The sequence below is a fragment of the Burkholderia sp. WP42 genome (assembly GCF_000745665.1).
Lineage (GTDB): Bacteria > Pseudomonadota > Gammaproteobacteria > Burkholderiales > Burkholderiaceae > Burkholderia > Burkholderia vietnamiensis.
Genome location: NZ_KN050726.1, coordinates 164,536 through 180,409, shown reverse-complemented (window position 1 = coordinate 180,409; position 15,874 = coordinate 164,536). Strand labels below are relative to the sequence as shown.

Sequence of the window (15,874 nt, the reverse complement as noted above, 5' to 3'; positions counted from 1 at the left end):
CTGTCGCCAGCGAGGCTGTATCCCGAGAAAGTCGATGACACTGAAACACCTCCCTCCCACGTTCTGCTGGACGAAGATCGGTACCGAGTCCGGCGAGGAACTTCCGACCGTCGTGCTCCGCAAGGAATGGGAGCGCCGGCTCGGGGGCGGGCGCTTTCTGTGGGGCATCAACCAGCCGCTCGGCAGCAGCGCGCAGGTCGCCGCGCATCGCACCGGTTCGCTGCTCGCGTTGTTTTCGCCGGTGGCGTCGCGGGTGCGGCCGGGCGAGCGCAAGCGCGCGGACGCGCTGCTGTGGAATGCGTGGATCGACGCCAGCGGCCAGGTGCGGCCGTTGCCGCCTCATACGTTCATCGCCAGCCGCGCGACGCTGCCGTCGGGCCGGCGCCGCGAACAGCACTACGCGCTTGTATGCGCATCGTCCACCGCGTTGACGGTCGGCACGCAGTTGCGCGTGTTTCCCGAGCATCTGCGCAGCGTGAGCACGGGCAAGCCGCTCGGCGTCGCGCAGGGCGCGGCCGTGGTCGATTGCGTCGGCCGCGCGAAGGAGCAAACGGGCAGGAGTTATCCGCTTGCGCTGTCGGTCGAGCTGGAAGCGCCGTATTTCGTGCGGCTCGCGCAGCCTTGCGTGCTGAAGGCGCGCGATCTCGCCGACGTGAACAACGCGACGCGCGCCGGCGATTTCGATCGCTTCGTCGAGCTGGTTGCTCGTCTGCGCGGCCGGTCGCCGACGGACACCGTGCGCGGCGTCACGCGCGATCTGTTCGACGTGGCGCCGATCGAAACGGCTGCCGCCTATGTCGCGCCCGCGCACGTCGTGCGGCTTCGGCACCGGCCCGCGGCCGAGCATCCGCGCGAGCTCACCGGCGATCTGTTCGATCTGGGGCCGGCCGAGGCGGCCGCGTTCGGCGGTGTCGCGCAGCCGCGCATCGGCCGCGCGTGACGGTCGCGCCGCGAGCGCGCGGCGCGTGGTTCAGGGATTGAAGGTCGATGCGCGCGCAACGACCGGCAGCGGTGTCGCCATCATCGCGGCGTGCGCAAGGAATTTGTTGCAATCTCGCCGTAGCGGGCAAGCGGACATCGCGCGACAATCGCGACGAAGCGCGCTGCTCGGCGATTCGCGCATCGCCCGGCAAGCGGCCGTCGGTCACGCGGCCGACACGCGGGCCGCGCACACTGCGCGGCGGCTTGCTTCACACTGCAATCCTCAGGGAGAAGTGTCGATGTCGATCCACATCCGTTCGCGGGAAGCCCGGGCCGCACAACGCTTCGTCGAGGCCACGCGCAACGTCGATCAGGCGTTTCGCGCCGTGCGCGGCGAAAGCGACGACGACATCTCGTCGGCCGACTATGCACGCGCGATGTCGCGCCTCGATCGCGCGCTCGACGAACTGGCGCGCGCGCAGGAGATCTTCGATCGAGTGGTGAACGCCGACGCGGCGCAGCGCAACTGAGCGCAACCGAGCGCGTGGTTCGGCTGGCGCTCGACGCTGGTTTTCCGTTTTCTTTTCCCTTCCTGTCGCGTCACCGCGCGCGCTCATCGTCTGTTGCACATCGCCATGCGAGCCGGTGCGATACGACACGCCACCCACTTGCCATGCGCCGGTAGTGCGTGCGTTACGCGTAACCGCCGTGCTGGAACGACGTCGCGAAGAACTGCATCTGATAGCGGATCGCGTGTGCCCAGTAATCCCAGGTGTGGCCGCCCGGGCGCTCCGCGTAGTCGTGCGGCACGCCGAGCGCGATGAGCCGTTGATGCAGCGTGCGGTTCGAGCCGACCAGCGAGTCGTCGCGGCCGCAGTCGATCGTCAGGTCGAGGTGCGCGCGCACGAACGTACGCGCGCTTTCGATGATCGCATTGCGGTTCCAGAACGACGGATGGCGGACGGGGTCGCCGAACACATGATCGATGCCGGGTTCGTCCTCGCAGCAGCGCGGGTCGACTGCGCCGCTGATGCTGCCGACCGCGCCGAACGTGTCGGGCCGGTCGAGCGCGATGCGCAGTGCGCCGAAGCCGCCCATGCTGAGGCCGGTGATCGCGCGCGCGCCCTTGGCGTCGATCGTTCTGAAATGGCTGTCGACGTACGACACGACTTCGTCGCCGATGAAGGTTTCGAAGCGGCTGGCCGAATCGAACGGGCTGTCGATGTACCAGCTTTCGTGGCCGCCATCGGGCATGACGAGGATCACGTGATAGCGGTCGGCGAGCGCGGCGATTCGGGTGTTGGTGGTCCAGTCGGTGTGGTCGCCGCCGGAGCCGTGCAGCAGATAGACGACCGGAAAGCGCTCGACGCTGCGCTCCGGGCCGTGCCGAAGGCGCGCATACGCGTCGGGCAGCACGACGGTCGCCTTCAGCGTCGCGTTCATCGCGGCGCTCGGGATCGCGACGACGCGCGACTCGAACGCGGCGGCCGGTACGGCGGCCGCGAGCAACAGCAGTAGCCACAACGTGCGTAACAGGTTCATGGAGCCTCGCATGTGTCGTGCCCTTTCGGCAGTCCGGCATCGGGAAAACCCTGTGCGGACACTCTAGCAACGGTGCCTTTCAGACAAATTTCTGCGAAGCCTACGAGTTGTCAGGCGGTCGTCGCATGACTGGTGAGTACGGGTATCGAGGAGCGGCATCGCGGGCTCGCCGCCCGCGCTTGATTAATCGCACCGATCGGCCGCTGCGCGACGACTCGACCGGCGCAGCGTGTGTCAGTCGATGGCCGCGCGGGCGCGGGACGAGATGCGCGGCCGGCCGTGCGCGTGCGTCGAGCGTGCCGATGAAACCGTGAACGCAGACAACCGACATGCACGACCGCTCATTCGGCGGTAGACGGGCGAAGCGGCGGCAACTCGAGTTCGGCGAGCAATTCGTCGAATTCGAGAAGGTGGGTGCGATCGTGATCGAGCAGTTCGCGAACGAGTTCGTCGAGCGACATCCGGCGGATGCCGTCGCGTAGGCCGCAGCGTGCAAGTTCCTGTGGCTGCAGCGCCGCGACCGTCGCGCACAGCGCGGCGCGCCCGCGGCCGAACGCGGCGAGCGCTTCGTCGAGCGGCTGCGCGAGGTAGTCGCGCTGGGCGGCGAGCGCGGTGCCGTCGACGGACGCGATCACCGGCAATTCGCTGCTCCGGACCAGATCGATGCGCTCGGCGAACACGGCGTCGAGGTCGCGCAGGTGGCACGCATGCTCGACCAGCGAGAAGCCCGTCCCGGCCGGGCGGCGCGTGACGAGTGCGGCGGGAACGTGCGCCGCGTACGCGGCGATCCGGGACGGCATCTCGGCCAGCGCGGCCGCGAGGTCCGAGAACGGCAGCACCTGCGGATACGCGCTGAATACCGCGCCGTAGCTGAACAGGGCGCCGCCGAGCCGGCCGCGCGCCTGCACGACGTCGTGCCCGTGGCGACGCATCACGTCGGCGACCATCGAGCCGCAGAACTGCCGCGCCGTCGTATCGGCGGCGACTTCGGGGAATTTGCTCGCGATCTCGTGCTGGATCGCGCCGATCGCGGCGACGCCCACCCGCGACAGCGCCGCGAATTCGACGTAGCGCTCCGGTTGTCCGATCAGCGCTTCAAGCTGTGCGCCGAGCGGTGTCTCGCGAAAACGGTCGAAACGGGAATGCATGACGACGACTCCGTGTAGTAACGTATCAAAACGATACGTTACTACACGGAGTCGTGTCAATCCGGGTGGTCGTCCTGCTCGCTGACCCGCGCCGGCGTGCCGCGCTCGGTCAGCGAACCGCGCCCACCCGTCGCCTCACTCGCCGTGCTTGCCGTCCAGCTCCGCGCGCAGCCGCGCTTCCTGCGCCTGCAGTTCCGGCGTGAATGCCTCACCGAAGTCTTCGGGTGAAAAGATCGGGCGAATCTCGATGTCCGAGTCGACCGGCATCGGGTTCGGGCAGCGCTTGACCCATTCGACCGCCTCGTCGATCGAGCCGACCTGCCACACCCAGTAGCCGGCGATGAGTTCCTTGGTTTCGGCGAACGGGCCGTCGATCACGGTGCGCTCGTTGCCGGAGAAGTGCACGCGCTTGCCGCGCGAGCTCGGATGCAGGCCTTCGCCCGCGAGCATCACGCCGGCTTTCACCAGTTCCTCGTTGAAGCGGCCCATCGCGGCCAGCAATTCGGTGTCGGGCATCGCGCCCGCTTCGGAAGAGGCCGTGGCCTTGACGATCACCATGACGCGCATTGTCGTTGCTCCTTTGACGTGGGAAAGAGGCGTCCGTTTGCTGCCCGTCGTACCGACGTCGAAACGAACGCTTGCGTCACTGCGACGTGCGAGCGGCGCAGGAATCGACATCGCATATGAAATATTTTGGGTGGTAGCTGATGGTCAGGACGGTTGCCGTACGCCACCGCCTATGCGCAGCGGCTCGAAGCACGAGTCCCGCGATCACCCTCACAGCCCCCATCGGCTCGGCGGCAACGCAGCCGCCTCGCAATCCACCCGCCTCAAGCCGCCTTCACATTCCGGTCGAGCACACTCCGAATCCGCGCCGCGAGCTCATCGCGGCGGTACGGCTTGCCGAGCAGCATCACACCGGGATCGAGCCGCCCCGAATGGAAAATTTCGTCGCGCGTATAGCCGGACGTGAACAGCACGGGCAGCGGCGGCGTGCGCTGCGCCGCACGGCGCGCCAGTTCGCCGCCCTTGATGTGCCCCGGCATGATCACGTCGGTGAACAGCAGGTCGATCGGCGTGCCGCTGTCGAGTATCCGCAGCGCGGCTTCGCCGTCCGACGCGCTGAGCACCTTGTAGCCGAGCTGCGCGAGCATGTCGACGACGGTGAGCCGGACGTCCGCGTCGTCCTCGACGATCAGGATGGTTTCCCGCCCGCGCACGGGATCGGGCCGCGGCGCGCACGCCGGTTCCTCGGCCAACGCATCGTGACAGCGCGGGAACGTCAGCCGCACGGTGGTGCCCTGGCCCGGCGCGCTGTCGATCGACGTATGGCCGCCGCTTTGCTTGACGAAGCCGAACACCATGCTGAGCCCGAGCCCCGTGCCTTCGCCGTCGGGCTTGGTCGTGAAGAACGGTTCGAACACGCGTTCGAGCACGTCCGGCGTCATGCCGCTGCCCGTATCGGTGATCTCGAAGGTCACGTATTCGCCGGGCGGCAGCGGCGTGCGCCGGGCGCCGACGGCAGTCGTGTCGTTGTAGGCCGCGATCGTCAGCGTACCGTCGCCGCGCATCGCGTCGCGCGCATTGATCGCGAGGTTCAGCAGCGCGTTTTCCAGCTGGTGGCGATCGGCGAGCACGTTGCCGACGTCGGGCGCCAGCGCGGCCACGACGCGCACGGTTTCGCCGAGTGCGCGGTGCAGCATCTCGCTCATGCCGTCGATCAGCTTGCGCGGGTTCAGCACCGTCGGCGACAGCGGCTGACGCCGAGCGAACGCCAGCAGGTGCGACGCCAGCTGCGCGCCGCGCCGCACCGCGTTGTTCGCGCTCTCGATCCGCGGCTGCGCGCTCGCCCGCTCGCCGAGTTCGACCGCCAGCACCTGCAGATTGCCGCTGATCACCTGCAGCACGTTGTTGAAGTCGTGCGCGATGCCGCCGGTCAGGCTGCCGATCGCCTCCATCTTCTGCGCGTGACGCAGCTGCTCCTCGATGGCCGCGCGCTCGGCGATCGCGTCGGCGACGCGTTGTTCGAGCGTTTCGGTCAGCCGGCGCAGCGCGTCGTTCGACGCTTGCAGCGCGGCTTCCGCGTGTGCGCGTTGACGGGTGGCGAGCACGCGCTCGGTCGTCTCGATCACGACGGCGAGCACGCCGCCCGGCGCACCGTCGTCGTCGGCGAGCGGGCTGTAATGGAGGTCCATCCACACGTCTTCGGGCCGGCCGTGGCGCAGCAGCACGAGTTCCTTGTCGCGATAGGACAGCGTGCCGCCCGCGAGGCAGGTATTCATCACGTTGCGGTTGAAATCGGCGACTTCGGGCCAGCCGAGTTCGACCGGCTTGCCGAGCAGATACGGATGGCGGCCGCCGGAGAATGCGGCGTACGCATCGTTGTAGATCATGTAGCCGGGCCGGCCCCACAGCATCACCAGCGGCAGCGGCGACGCGAGCACGGTGCGTACTGCGGCGATCAGGCTCGCCGACCATTGCTCGATCGGCCCGAGCCCGGCCTCCGACCAGTCGAAGGCGGCGATGCGCCGGGCCATTTCACCTTCCCAGCCCGGACAACCGTGGTGTTGTGCGAACAACTCGACACGCATGAAAACGCTCCGAAAAAGACATCGCGGTAACGTGGCCGCGTCCGGGGACGGCGAGTTGGCAAGCGGGTCCATTCTAGTGCAGATCGACGGCCCGGCGGCGTTCCTGGCCGCCTGCCAAGCTGGTATGCTGACCAGCGTTACGTTCGTGCGGAGGGCGCCATGGCAGCGAAGGAAGTGTCGAAGAAGAAGTATCTGAAGATTCTGAACAAGCGTCTGCGGGCCGAGCCGGAGGCGCCGGCCGGTGCATCGTTCGTGTTCTTTCCGCTCGGCGCGAAGGCCAAGCATGCGACCGGCGTGGTGTCGGGCGAGCCGCACACCAAGCGCGAACTGGCCGTGCTGGCCGCCGTGCAGAGCAAGGCGGCCGACGAATTCGTCGTCACCGGCGCCTGAACGGCGGCCGTCGCCGCGCCGCGCTGTGCACTACGCGGCGGCAGCCTCGCAATGCGCGATGACGCCGGCGATCACGCGCTGAACGTCGCGCGTGATCGCCGGGCCGTGCATCGGCAGCACGATGTCGATATCGAGCGCCTGGACGCGGCGCAGCGCGCTCGCGAGATGCGCGAGCGACGGCAGGTAGTCGGCGCGGGCGATCGCGTCGAGGATCGCCGGCAGCGGATCGTCGGCGTCCTGCGTGCCGAAGCGCATCAGGATGTCCGACGACAGCAGCGCCTTGTACGCCGGCAGATAGACGACGAGCGCGTCCCACTGATGGACGTGCTTCGTGAACACCGGCACGACGTCGATGCCGGACAGCGTCGTCGGCTCGCCGTCCTGCAACGGTACGGCGCGCACGCCGAACACGTCGGCCAGCCCCCACGCGCACATCGGATGCGCGTAGGCGACGAGCGCCGGGTTGGCTGCGAGGAAGTCGGGCAACGCGCCCATCTCGTCGGCCTCGAAATGCGGGACGATCACGTTGCTGACCATCGACGGCGCAATGCCGACCGCGTCGAGCGCCGCGCTCAGTTGCGTGAAATTGGCGCGCGTGCCGGTTTCGACGCACAGCACGTCGCCGTGCGGCGAGCGTATGAAGAACTGGCTGAAGCCGAGGTCCAGCGTGTCGACGTAGGTGGTGGCGCGAAACAGGCCGTCGCGGACGGCGTCGATTCGGGAGGCGCTCATCGGGATCCTCGCGCAGGCAATGGGGCGGGAAGCGCGCCGCGCGCACCGCATCATGCTGCGATGCGGCAGGCGGCGCCGGTCGATCTCCGGCCCAGTCTAGCAGCGCAACTTCTCCCCGCGAACCGGGGCGATCCCGCGCCCGCGCGCGTCAGTTCTTCAGCTTGTAGCCGGTGCGGAACATCCACGCGACGATCGCGAGCAGGATCGCCAGGAACAGCGAGGTCGCCGCGAGGCTGATCCACACGTGCACGTCGGCCAGCCCGTAGAACGACCAGCGGAAGCCGCTGATCAAATAGACGATCGGGTTGAACAGCGTGACCACGCGCCACACGGGCGGCAGCATGTCCACCGAATAGAAGCTGCCGCCGAGAAACGTGAGCGGCGTGATGATCAGCAGCGGCACGAGCTGTAGCTTCTCGAAGCTGTCGGCCCAGATCCCGATCACGAACCCGAACAGGCTGAACGTGATGGACGTCAGCACGAGGAACAGCACCATCCAGAACGGATGCAGGATGTGCAACGGCACGAACAGGCCGGCCGTCGCGAGAATGATCAGCCCGAGCAGCATCGACTTCGACGCGGCCGCGCCCACGTACGCGATCACGATCTCCCAGTACGACACGGGCGCGGACAGCACCTCGTAGATCGTGCCCGTGAAGCGCGGGAAGTAGATGCCGAACGACGCGTTCGAGATGCTCTGCGACAGCAGCGACAGCATCACGAGGCCGGGCACGATGAACGATCCGTAGCCGATCCCGTTCACGTCGCTGATGCGCGAGCCGATCGCCGAGCCGAACACGACGAAGTACAGCGACGTCGAGATCACCGGCGCGATGATGCTCTGCATCAGCGTGCGTCGCGTGCGGGCCATTTCGGCGCGGTAGATCGCGCGGATCGCCTGCAGGTTCATGTTGGTCATGTGCGTTACGCCCCTTGTGCGCCGTTGCGGCGATTGTCGATCAGGCTCACGAAGATGTCCTCGAGCGAGCTCTGCGTCGTATGCAGATCGCGAAAACCGATGCCGGCCGCGCCGAGCGCGGCGATCAGCTTGGCGATGCCCGCGTCGTCGCGCTGCGAGTCGTAGGTGTAGACGAGCGCGGTGCCGTCGGCCGCGCGTTCCAGCCCGAACGCCGCCAGCTCGGCCGGCACCGCCGCGAGCGGCTGCTCCAGCTGCACGGTCAGCTGCTTCTTGCCGAGCTTGCGCATCAGTTCGTGCTTGTCTTCGACGAGCACGAGCTCGCCGCCGAGAATGATGCCGATGCGGTCGGCCATTTCCTCGGCTTCCTCGATGTAGTGGGTGGTCAGCAGGATCGTCACGCCGCTTTCGCGCAGCGAATCGACCAGCTTCCACATGTCGCGGCGCAGCTCGACGTCGACGCCGGCGGTCGGCTCGTCGAGGAACAGGATGCGCGGCTCGTGCGACAGCGCCTTCGCGATCATCACGCGGCGCTTCATGCCGCCCGACAGCGTCATCAGCTTGTTGTCGCGCTTGTCCCACAGCGACAGCGCCTTCAGCGTCTTCTCGATGTACGCGGGATCGGGCGCCTTGCCGAACAGGCCGCGGCTGAACGACACCGTCGCCCAGACGGTCTCGAACGCATCGGTCGTCAGTTCCTGCGGCACGAGCCCGATCATTTCGCGCGCCGCGCGGTAGTGATCGCGGATGTCGTGGCCGCCGACCGTCACGCGCCCTTCGGTCGGCGTGACGATGCCGCAGATCGAGCCGATCAGCGTGGTCTTGCCCGCGCCGTTCGGCCCGAGCAGCGCGAAGATCTCGCCGGGGCGGATGTCGAGGTTCACGTGCTTGAGCGCCTGGAAGCCGGACGCGTAAGTCTTGGAGAGGTCGGAAACGGAGAGGATCGGTTGCATGCTCACGGATGGCACGGCTGCTCGGGCCGACCCCGTGCGCCGCGCGAGCCCGGCGCCGCCGCTGCGACACGGCTGGCTGCGGGTGCGGCATGGCGAACGGGCGTCATGTCGAACGGCGTTGTGGTGCGGGATCGCAGGATCGCCATATTAGCAACCGGAAGATGGAAATGCATTTCTGCGCAAACGATATGCGATGCATGCACGGAATTCGCGCGAAATAGGCGCGCACTGCTCATCAATCAGGCGATTTATTTGAATCGGGTGAACAATGAGCGGTATTTTGCCGGAGCGTGCCGGGCCGGAGCGGTAAGCAGCACATGTACCGCCGAAGTATTTGTCTGAGCAAATAAATCGAAGGTCGTTTGAAAAATTGTGAAAGGCCCTGAGCGCGCTTGGATCGAGCCGTCTGGTTCGTTTGGAACTCTGCATCCATTTACTTGCGCGCAACGCCCGATCATAGTCTCGGCAAACGTCGCATCACGATAACGAATCCAGCGTACGTACGGAGACCAACCCATGAGACGCCTTTCCGAGGGCCCGGCCAAGCTGCCGTTCATCAGCTGTTCGCCTGACGCAGGCGCGACGCGAGTCGCCTGCCTGCGTTACCGCATCGCGTCGGCGCTGTAGCGACGCATCCCGATCCGTTTCGATTGTTCCGACGGCGCCGTGCCCGATGGCGGCGCTGCCGGCTTGCGCCTGCGTGTCGCCGCGACTCCGTGTTCGCTCGGACGAGCCGTGCGGCGCGCGCTGCGCGCATCGTCATGCGCCGCGCCCGATGTGCGCGGCGTGATACCAACCGGCGGGCCACGCAGCCCGACCGGACGAGACTCGTCGTACCTCAAAAGGAGGGGTTGATGCTTTGCATTCCTGAGTGGCGGAAAGCGATCCTGTCGTGTGCCGTGCTGGCGCTGCCGTTCGTCGCTGGCTGCGGCGGCGGTGACGACCCGGGGCCGATCAACGTGCCGCAGTGTTCGGGCAGCGCGTGCGGGCCGAGCGGCGCCGAAACGACGCCGCCCGTCGTGACGAAGCTGTGCCCGGATGCGCTCGACTACACGACCACCTACACCGGCGGCTCGGGCAGCGGCGAATACGTGAAGGTGAAGTTCGACACGACCAGGCTCACTTACCAGATGCAGTTCCTCGAATCGTCGGTGCCGACCTCGGCGGGGCAGGTCAACGACACGCGTGCGGGCCTGACGATCAGCGGCGCATTCCATCACCCGACCAACCTGCCGACCGCCGAGCAGAACCGCTGCGCGTTCGTGCTCGACAGCGGCGCAACGAGCGACGGTGCATATTCCGTGACGATCAATCGCGCCGATCCGCCGATGCTGTTCGTCGGCAACGGCGTGGTCGGCGGCGGCATTCCGGGTGCGACGATCGCGTTTCCGGGCATCGAGCTGCTGCCGGGGCTGTTCCTCGGCACCGTGCCGTCGCGTACGTTCGACTTCTATCCGTTCATCGGCTTCACCGACACCGAGACCGATTTCGCGAAAGTCGCGGGCAACTACAACGAGGTGGGCATCCATCTGTCGCCGCTCGGCGGCAACGCGCAGAGCACGGCCGGCCCGGTCGGCTGGGAGCCGGACGTCGTGAACTGGAACCAGACGCTCAATGCCGACGGCTCCTGCACGATCACGCCGAACAGCGACTACTCCTGCCAGACCACCGGCTCGCCGTGGACGCTGCGCAAGAACGCGGACGGATCGAACGACAACGTGTTCGTGAGCAATGCGGTGGCGAGCCAGTTCGGCACGCCGGTGTACCCGCTCGCGGGGCAGGGCGCGTCGCTCGTGATCGCACCGAGCCAGGCGAAGGGCATCATGATCGTCGGCAAGCTCAACGGCGTGCGCGTGCCGGTCGTGATTCGCGTCGGCTACAACCACGTCGATGCCGGCAATCTGCTTGCGTCCGTCGCGGACCCCGAGGTCGGCATCTCGATGCTTTCGTCGACGACCGCGATCGCCGCGAATTCGCTGAAGGGCGGCTACATCGGCGCGACGAGCGCATCCGCATGCGGTGTCGTGACGTCGACCGGGCAGGCGAACGCGCTGGCGGTGGGCGGGCCGAGCCTGGACGTGAGCGTCCCGCACCCCGACCTGCCGGGCACGTTCATGAACGGCGCGTTCTATTCGGCGGCCGGCAGTTGCAACGACGGCACCGCCGTGTCGACGATGGCGGCGAACTACACGTCGACGCTGTTCCAGGGCGCCACCGCGGCGTTCATCGATCCGCAGACTTCGTCGGTCACCTCGCAGTTCGCGCTCGACTACACGCAGGCCACGCCGGGCAAGATCAAGGTGACGGTCGCCCAGGACTTCAACGCGAAGGGCGCGAACGGCAACGTGGCGATCTTCGCCAAGGGCGACACGGGCTGGCTCGTGACGGCGGGCAACGTCTACGCGATGGTGGTCAACAACAGCAAGGTCAACCCGTTCTTCACGGTCGGCGCGTTCGTTCAGTAACGGCGCATCGAACACGGAACCCCGGCGGCGCACGCAGCGCCGCCGGCGAACAAAATTTCAAGAGGATTCCTATGAACGTGAAGCATTGGATGGTGGCGGCGTCGCTCGCGCCGCTGGTGGCCGCGTGCGGCGGCGACGGCGACCCGCCGGCCGTCAGCCCCGTGCGGCTGTGTCCGCAGACGATCGACTACAACACGGCCTTCGTCGGCGGCTCCGGCTCGGGCGAGCTCGTGAAGGTGCAGCTCGACACCACGAAGATGACGTACCGCGTGACCTACCTCGCGTCGCCGGTCCCGACCACGACCGGCACGGTGCAGCCGACGCGCGACGCGGCGCCGGCCAACGTGGTCGACGGCACGCTGGTCGACGAGACGGGGCTGCCGACGGTGAAGCTGAACCAGTGCACGTTCCGGATGCAGAACGCGAGCCTCGACCCGACCCGGCCGGCCCGCCTGTTCCTCGGCGAAGGCGTGCTCGGCGGTGCGATTCCCGGCGCGACGATCCAGTTCGACGGCGTGATCGGCGTCGGCAAGATCTCGAAGACGACGTTCCCGTACTACCCGTTCATCAGCTTCTCGTCGCTCGAAACCGATCTGTCGAAGATCGCCGGCACCTACAACCAGCTCGGCTATCACCAGGTGCCGTCGCAGAGCTTCGCGCCGGTGGCGCTCGACCAGCAGGTGACGATCCACGCGGACGGCAGCTACGTCGAAACCGACAACTTCGGCAAGAAGAACGGCGGGCAGCCGCTGGCGTCGAGCGCGACCGTGAACCAGCCGTTCACGCTGCGCGCCGACGCGCCGGCCTTCCAGTCGCTCAACTACCAGCCGCAGATTGCGCCCACGCTCGCGGCCGTCGATCCGGCGAAGGCCGGCAAGGGCATTCTGATCGTCGGCAAGCTGCGCAATCAGCTCGTGCCGATCTTCATCCGGACCGGCGCGGCGAATGCGGACCTCACGCAGGGCCCGCCGAGCGCCGACGACGAATCGGGCATCTCGTTCCTGAGCCCGCAGACGGCCATCGCGCCAGGCTCGCAGAACGGCGAGTACACGGGGGTCGACAGCACGTTCAACTATCGCGCCACCGCGCTCGTCGGCGCGCAGGCGACGCTGCTCGATCCGTTCAACGCGTCGCAGGCCGCACTCGCGCGCGCGCTGAACCTCGACTTCACGCAGCAGGTGCCGGGCGTCGTGACGACCGTGCATGCGGACGCGGCGTCGGGGCCGGCCACCGGCAAGTTCGTGTTCACCGGCGGCGTGTTCGGGTTCCTCGACATGGCCGATGCAAGCAATCCGTACTTCACGGTCGGCGCGTTCGTGCAGTGATTGCGCGCAGCGACACGGCGGCGCCGCGCAAGTGCGCGGCGCCCGGACAGAACAGGGGAGACTTCATGAAGAAGGTGATTGCCGCGGGTGCCGTCGCATGCATGTCGACGCTTGCATCGGCGCAGCAGGCGGGTGACAACGTCGCGACGCTGGGCTGGCTGCACATCATGCCGCAGGATTCGACCAACGGGCTGACGACCAATCTCGCCAACATGCCGATCAATGGGCCGCTGCGGCTGCCCGGCTCGTTCACGTCGCCGGGCACCAGCCTGACGGTGAACAACGCCGATACGGTCGGCCTCACGCTCACGCACTTTTTCACCGACCACATCGCGGTGACCTCGGTACTCGGCGTGCCGCCCGAATTCACGCTGACCGGGCACGGCGTGATCCGGCCGCCGGGGCCGTCCGGCGCGCTCGGCTCGGTCGACATGGACAAGACGTCGAACCAGCCGGCCGTGAAGAACGCGCGGCAATGGAGTCCGACCGTCATTCTTCAGTACTACTTCAATGCGCCGACCGCGAAGTTTCGTCCGTTCGTCGGGATCGGCGTCGCGTACAGCTGGTTCAGCAACATCGAGCTGAACGGCAACTTCGCGAGGGACATCAACGAGAACCTCGGCAGCGTGCTGGCGGCCGGGGCCGGCAAGCCGGGACCGACGTCGGTGGAGGGCAAGGCGTCGTCGTCGTTTACGCCCGTCTACAACATCGGCGCGAGCTACGCGATCGACAAGCACTGGGGGCTGACGGCAACGCTGACCTACATGCCGCTGAAGACTTACTCGTCGCTCGTGATCAAGGCGGCCGACGGCTCGACGCTCGCCACCACGCGCACCAGGCTGAAGGCCGATCCGCTGATTACGTTCGTCGGGATTTCCTACAAGTTCTGAGCCGCACGGCGCGCCCGGCGCGCGCCGTGCGGCTTCCTGCGACGGGCCGGCCGTTCGCTTCGTCCGGGCCGTCGCGTTTCCGGCGGCATGCCGCCATTTGTGAAGAGAGGGGGCAGTTCAAATGAGCATTCGTCAAATCGCATCGCTTGTTGCTGCAGTGGCATTCACCGCGGCTGCGGCCGCGCCCGCGTTCGCGGTGACCGTATCGCGCGCGGACGGCCAGCCGATGAACCCCAACGGCGAACCGTTCTCCGCGTCCGGGCTCACGACGCTCAGCAAGGGGTCGATCAATGCGGCATGCAACGCGACGTTCAACGGCACGATCACGTCGACCGGCATCGTCAACATCACGTCGACGACCTTCACGGGCGGCGCCACCTGCGGGCTGATCAGCGGCAGCGCGACGAGTGCGTCGCCGTGGACCGGCCAGGCCGACAGTCCGACCCAACTGTCGATCAACAACGCGAAGGTGACCGTCACGCTGCTCGGCACCTGCGGGCCGAGCAAGGTCGTGACCGCGTGGAGCGATCCGAACTCGTCGCTGACGTTCAACAACGCGGTGCTGACGCCGGACTGCAAGGTCAGCGGCACGGTCGTCACGTCGCCGAAGTTCCACGTGCAGTAAGCATCGCGCGATCGCGACCGCACGCCTGCCGGTTACGAGGGCCGTGAGAGGATGCGCGGCGGGCGTCGCGGTTTCGCGGGACTGGGCGTGGCCGCTCGGACCAGCGCGGATCGACGCGGCAGCGAGGCAGGCGGTGCGGCTCATCGCGCCGCCTGCGCTTGACGGGACCGCTTGACCGGCCCACTACATAACAACCATTCCGATTCGCCGGAACTCCTTCGGACCACCCATGCTCACCGACCCAGCGAAGTATGGCGATGCCCGCGGTGCGACGCCTGACCGGCTGCGCACGGCCGCGTGGCTGCAGTATCTGATCGAACGTCTGCACGTGCCGGCCGGTGCCGAGGCCGACGCGGCCGCTGCGCCGTCGGCGGACTCGCGCGATGCGCGCGTGCGCGCCGGCGCAGCGCTTTCCGATGAGGCGATCGCCGTCCTGCACGAGGTCGCGCCGTGGCTGGCGACGGATGGCGGCGGTTGCGCATGCGACGCGGGCGACGCGCTCGAAGCATGCGTGCACGTGCCCGACGCGCAGCAGTTGGCGCATGCGGAGCGTCGCTGCCCCGGTTCGCGCGCGGCGTTCGAAGCCGCTCACGGATTCGTCGCTGCGTGGACCTTCGACGATCCCGACGATGGCTGGGCCGCACTCGAGCGGATTGCCAGCGGCGTCGCCCTCGATGACGGCAGCGGCGAACGCGCACCGCATGAAGCCGAAGCAGACGGCGAAGCACCGCCTGCGAAGAACCCGAGAGAACGCCGCGTGGCGGTCGCCGCGGGCGGCATGGACGCGTCGGCCGGCCCCGACGCGATCATCGACGCGCTCGTGCTGCGCGTGTGCGGGCCGCGCGACGCGGCGGCCCGCATCGACGAGATGGCCGCGCTCGCGACGTACTGCGCGGCGCTCGCCGCAGGCACGCGGATGTCGCTGGCCGCATACGGCGGCCGGCACAATCTCGTCGCGCGCGCGATCCGCGAACGGCGCGGCGATCTCGCATCGGTGTCCGGACTGCTCGCGGCGGTGTCGGTGTGCCGGCTCGAACGGCTCGTCGGCGCGGGCAGCTTCTGGGCGTATTACCTGCTGGCCGGCGTCGTGATCGCGGCGCCCGACACGGTGCGCGCATATGCGCGCCGCTTCTACGGCGACGCATGGCAGAGCTGGCTCGATCAGACGCTCGCATGGCCGGCGATCGGCCGCTTCGGGCCGAAAGAAGAGGTCGCGTTCGACCGCTTGCGCGGCGCGATGAGCCTGACGTCGCGTGCGAACCCGATCGTGCGCGCGAAACGCATACGGTCGCGAGCGACCGCGATCACGCGCTTCAATGCGGGCGGCAGCGACGCCCAATGAAAAACGGCTCGCGGCGAGAACGCCGCGAGCCGTG

The 15,874-nt window shown here is 67.7% G+C and carries 15 protein-coding genes; 8 read left to right on the top strand and 7 right to left on the bottom strand.

The genetic code is table 11. The annotated features are described in order from the left end of the window. Positions 1–34 precede the first annotated feature (34 nt). Both EX20_RS28755 and EX20_RS28750 read left to right on the top strand, forming a co-directional pair. Complete coding sequence (locus tag EX20_RS28755; RefSeq protein WP_034195504.1) at positions 35–940, top strand: hypothetical protein; 906 nt, start codon at positions 35–37, stop codon at positions 938–940. 280 nt (positions 941–1,220) lie between these two features. Then, positions 1,221–1,451, top strand: a complete 231-nt coding sequence (locus tag EX20_RS28750) for a hypothetical protein (protein WP_014723991.1) — start codon at positions 1,221–1,223, stop codon at positions 1,449–1,451. A 163-nt stretch (positions 1,452–1,614) separates the two neighbouring features. Here EX20_RS28750 and EX20_RS28745 read toward each other — a convergent pair whose 3' ends face one another. The 4 genes from EX20_RS28745 to EX20_RS28730 form a co-directional block, all read right to left on the bottom strand. After that, positions 1,615–2,463, bottom strand: a complete 849-nt coding sequence (locus EX20_RS28745) for an alpha/beta hydrolase (protein ID WP_034195503.1) — start codon at positions 2,461–2,463, stop codon at positions 1,615–1,617. 341 nt (positions 2,464–2,804) lie between these two features. Then, positions 2,805–3,611: a DinB family protein gene (locus EX20_RS28740; protein ID WP_034195502.1), complete on the bottom strand. Its 807-nt coding sequence runs from the start codon at positions 3,609–3,611 to the stop codon at positions 2,805–2,807. Between the two features lie 135 nt (positions 3,612–3,746). Next, positions 3,747–4,178 (bottom strand): YciI family protein, encoded by a 432-nt coding sequence (locus EX20_RS28735; protein ID WP_014723988.1) that lies wholly within the window; start codon positions 4,176–4,178, stop codon positions 3,747–3,749. A 263-nt stretch (positions 4,179–4,441) separates the two neighbouring features. After that, entirely contained in the window at positions 4,442–6,202 is a 1,761-nt protein-coding gene (locus EX20_RS28730; RefSeq protein WP_011880794.1) for an ATP-binding protein, read from the bottom strand. A 159-nt stretch (positions 6,203–6,361) separates the two neighbouring features. Here EX20_RS28730 and EX20_RS28725 point away from each other — a divergent pair, with 159 nt between their 5' ends. Further along, on the top strand, positions 6,362–6,592 hold the full coding sequence (locus EX20_RS28725; RefSeq protein WP_011880793.1) for a hypothetical protein: 231 nt from the start codon (positions 6,362–6,364) through the stop codon (positions 6,590–6,592). A 30-nt stretch (positions 6,593–6,622) separates the two neighbouring features. Here the strand turns inward: EX20_RS28725 and EX20_RS28720 are convergent, their stop codons facing one another. From EX20_RS28720 to EX20_RS28710, 3 genes are all read right to left on the bottom strand, one after another. After that, on the bottom strand, positions 6,623–7,324 hold the full coding sequence (locus tag EX20_RS28720; RefSeq protein WP_011880792.1) for an oxygen-binding di-iron domain-containing protein: 702 nt from the start codon (positions 7,322–7,324) through the stop codon (positions 6,623–6,625). Between the two features lie 148 nt (positions 7,325–7,472). Further along, entirely contained in the window at positions 7,473–8,234 is a 762-nt protein-coding gene (locus tag EX20_RS28715; protein WP_085954514.1) for an ABC transporter permease, read from the bottom strand. A gap of 14 nt (positions 8,235–8,248) precedes the next feature. After that, entirely contained in the window at positions 8,249–9,193 is a 945-nt protein-coding gene (locus EX20_RS28710; protein WP_014723986.1) for an ABC transporter ATP-binding protein, read from the bottom strand. An 854-nt stretch (positions 9,194–10,047) separates the two neighbouring features. Between EX20_RS28710 and EX20_RS28705 the strand changes: the two genes are divergently transcribed. From EX20_RS28705 to EX20_RS28685, 5 genes are all read left to right on the top strand, one after another. Next, positions 10,048–11,658: a DUF2957 domain-containing protein gene (locus tag EX20_RS28705; protein ID WP_034195501.1), complete on the top strand. Its 1,611-nt coding sequence runs from the start codon at positions 10,048–10,050 to the stop codon at positions 11,656–11,658. Between the two features lie 71 nt (positions 11,659–11,729). After that, on the top strand, positions 11,730–12,983 hold the full coding sequence (locus EX20_RS28700; RefSeq protein WP_014723983.1) for a DUF2957 domain-containing protein: 1,254 nt from the start codon (positions 11,730–11,732) through the stop codon (positions 12,981–12,983). A 65-nt stretch (positions 12,984–13,048) separates the two neighbouring features. Further along, entirely contained in the window at positions 13,049–13,873 is an 825-nt protein-coding gene (locus EX20_RS28695; RefSeq protein ID WP_014723982.1) for an OmpW/AlkL family protein, read from the top strand. A gap of 121 nt (positions 13,874–13,994) precedes the next feature. Then, positions 13,995–14,498, top strand: coding sequence for a hypothetical protein (locus EX20_RS28690; protein WP_011880786.1), 504 nt, complete (start codon positions 13,995–13,997; stop codon positions 14,496–14,498). A 229-nt stretch (positions 14,499–14,727) separates the two neighbouring features. After that, a complete protein-coding gene (locus EX20_RS28685; protein ID WP_034195500.1) occupies positions 14,728–15,840 on the top strand; it encodes a hypothetical protein in 1,113 nt (370 codons plus the stop codon). Positions 15,841–15,874 lie beyond the last annotated feature (34 nt).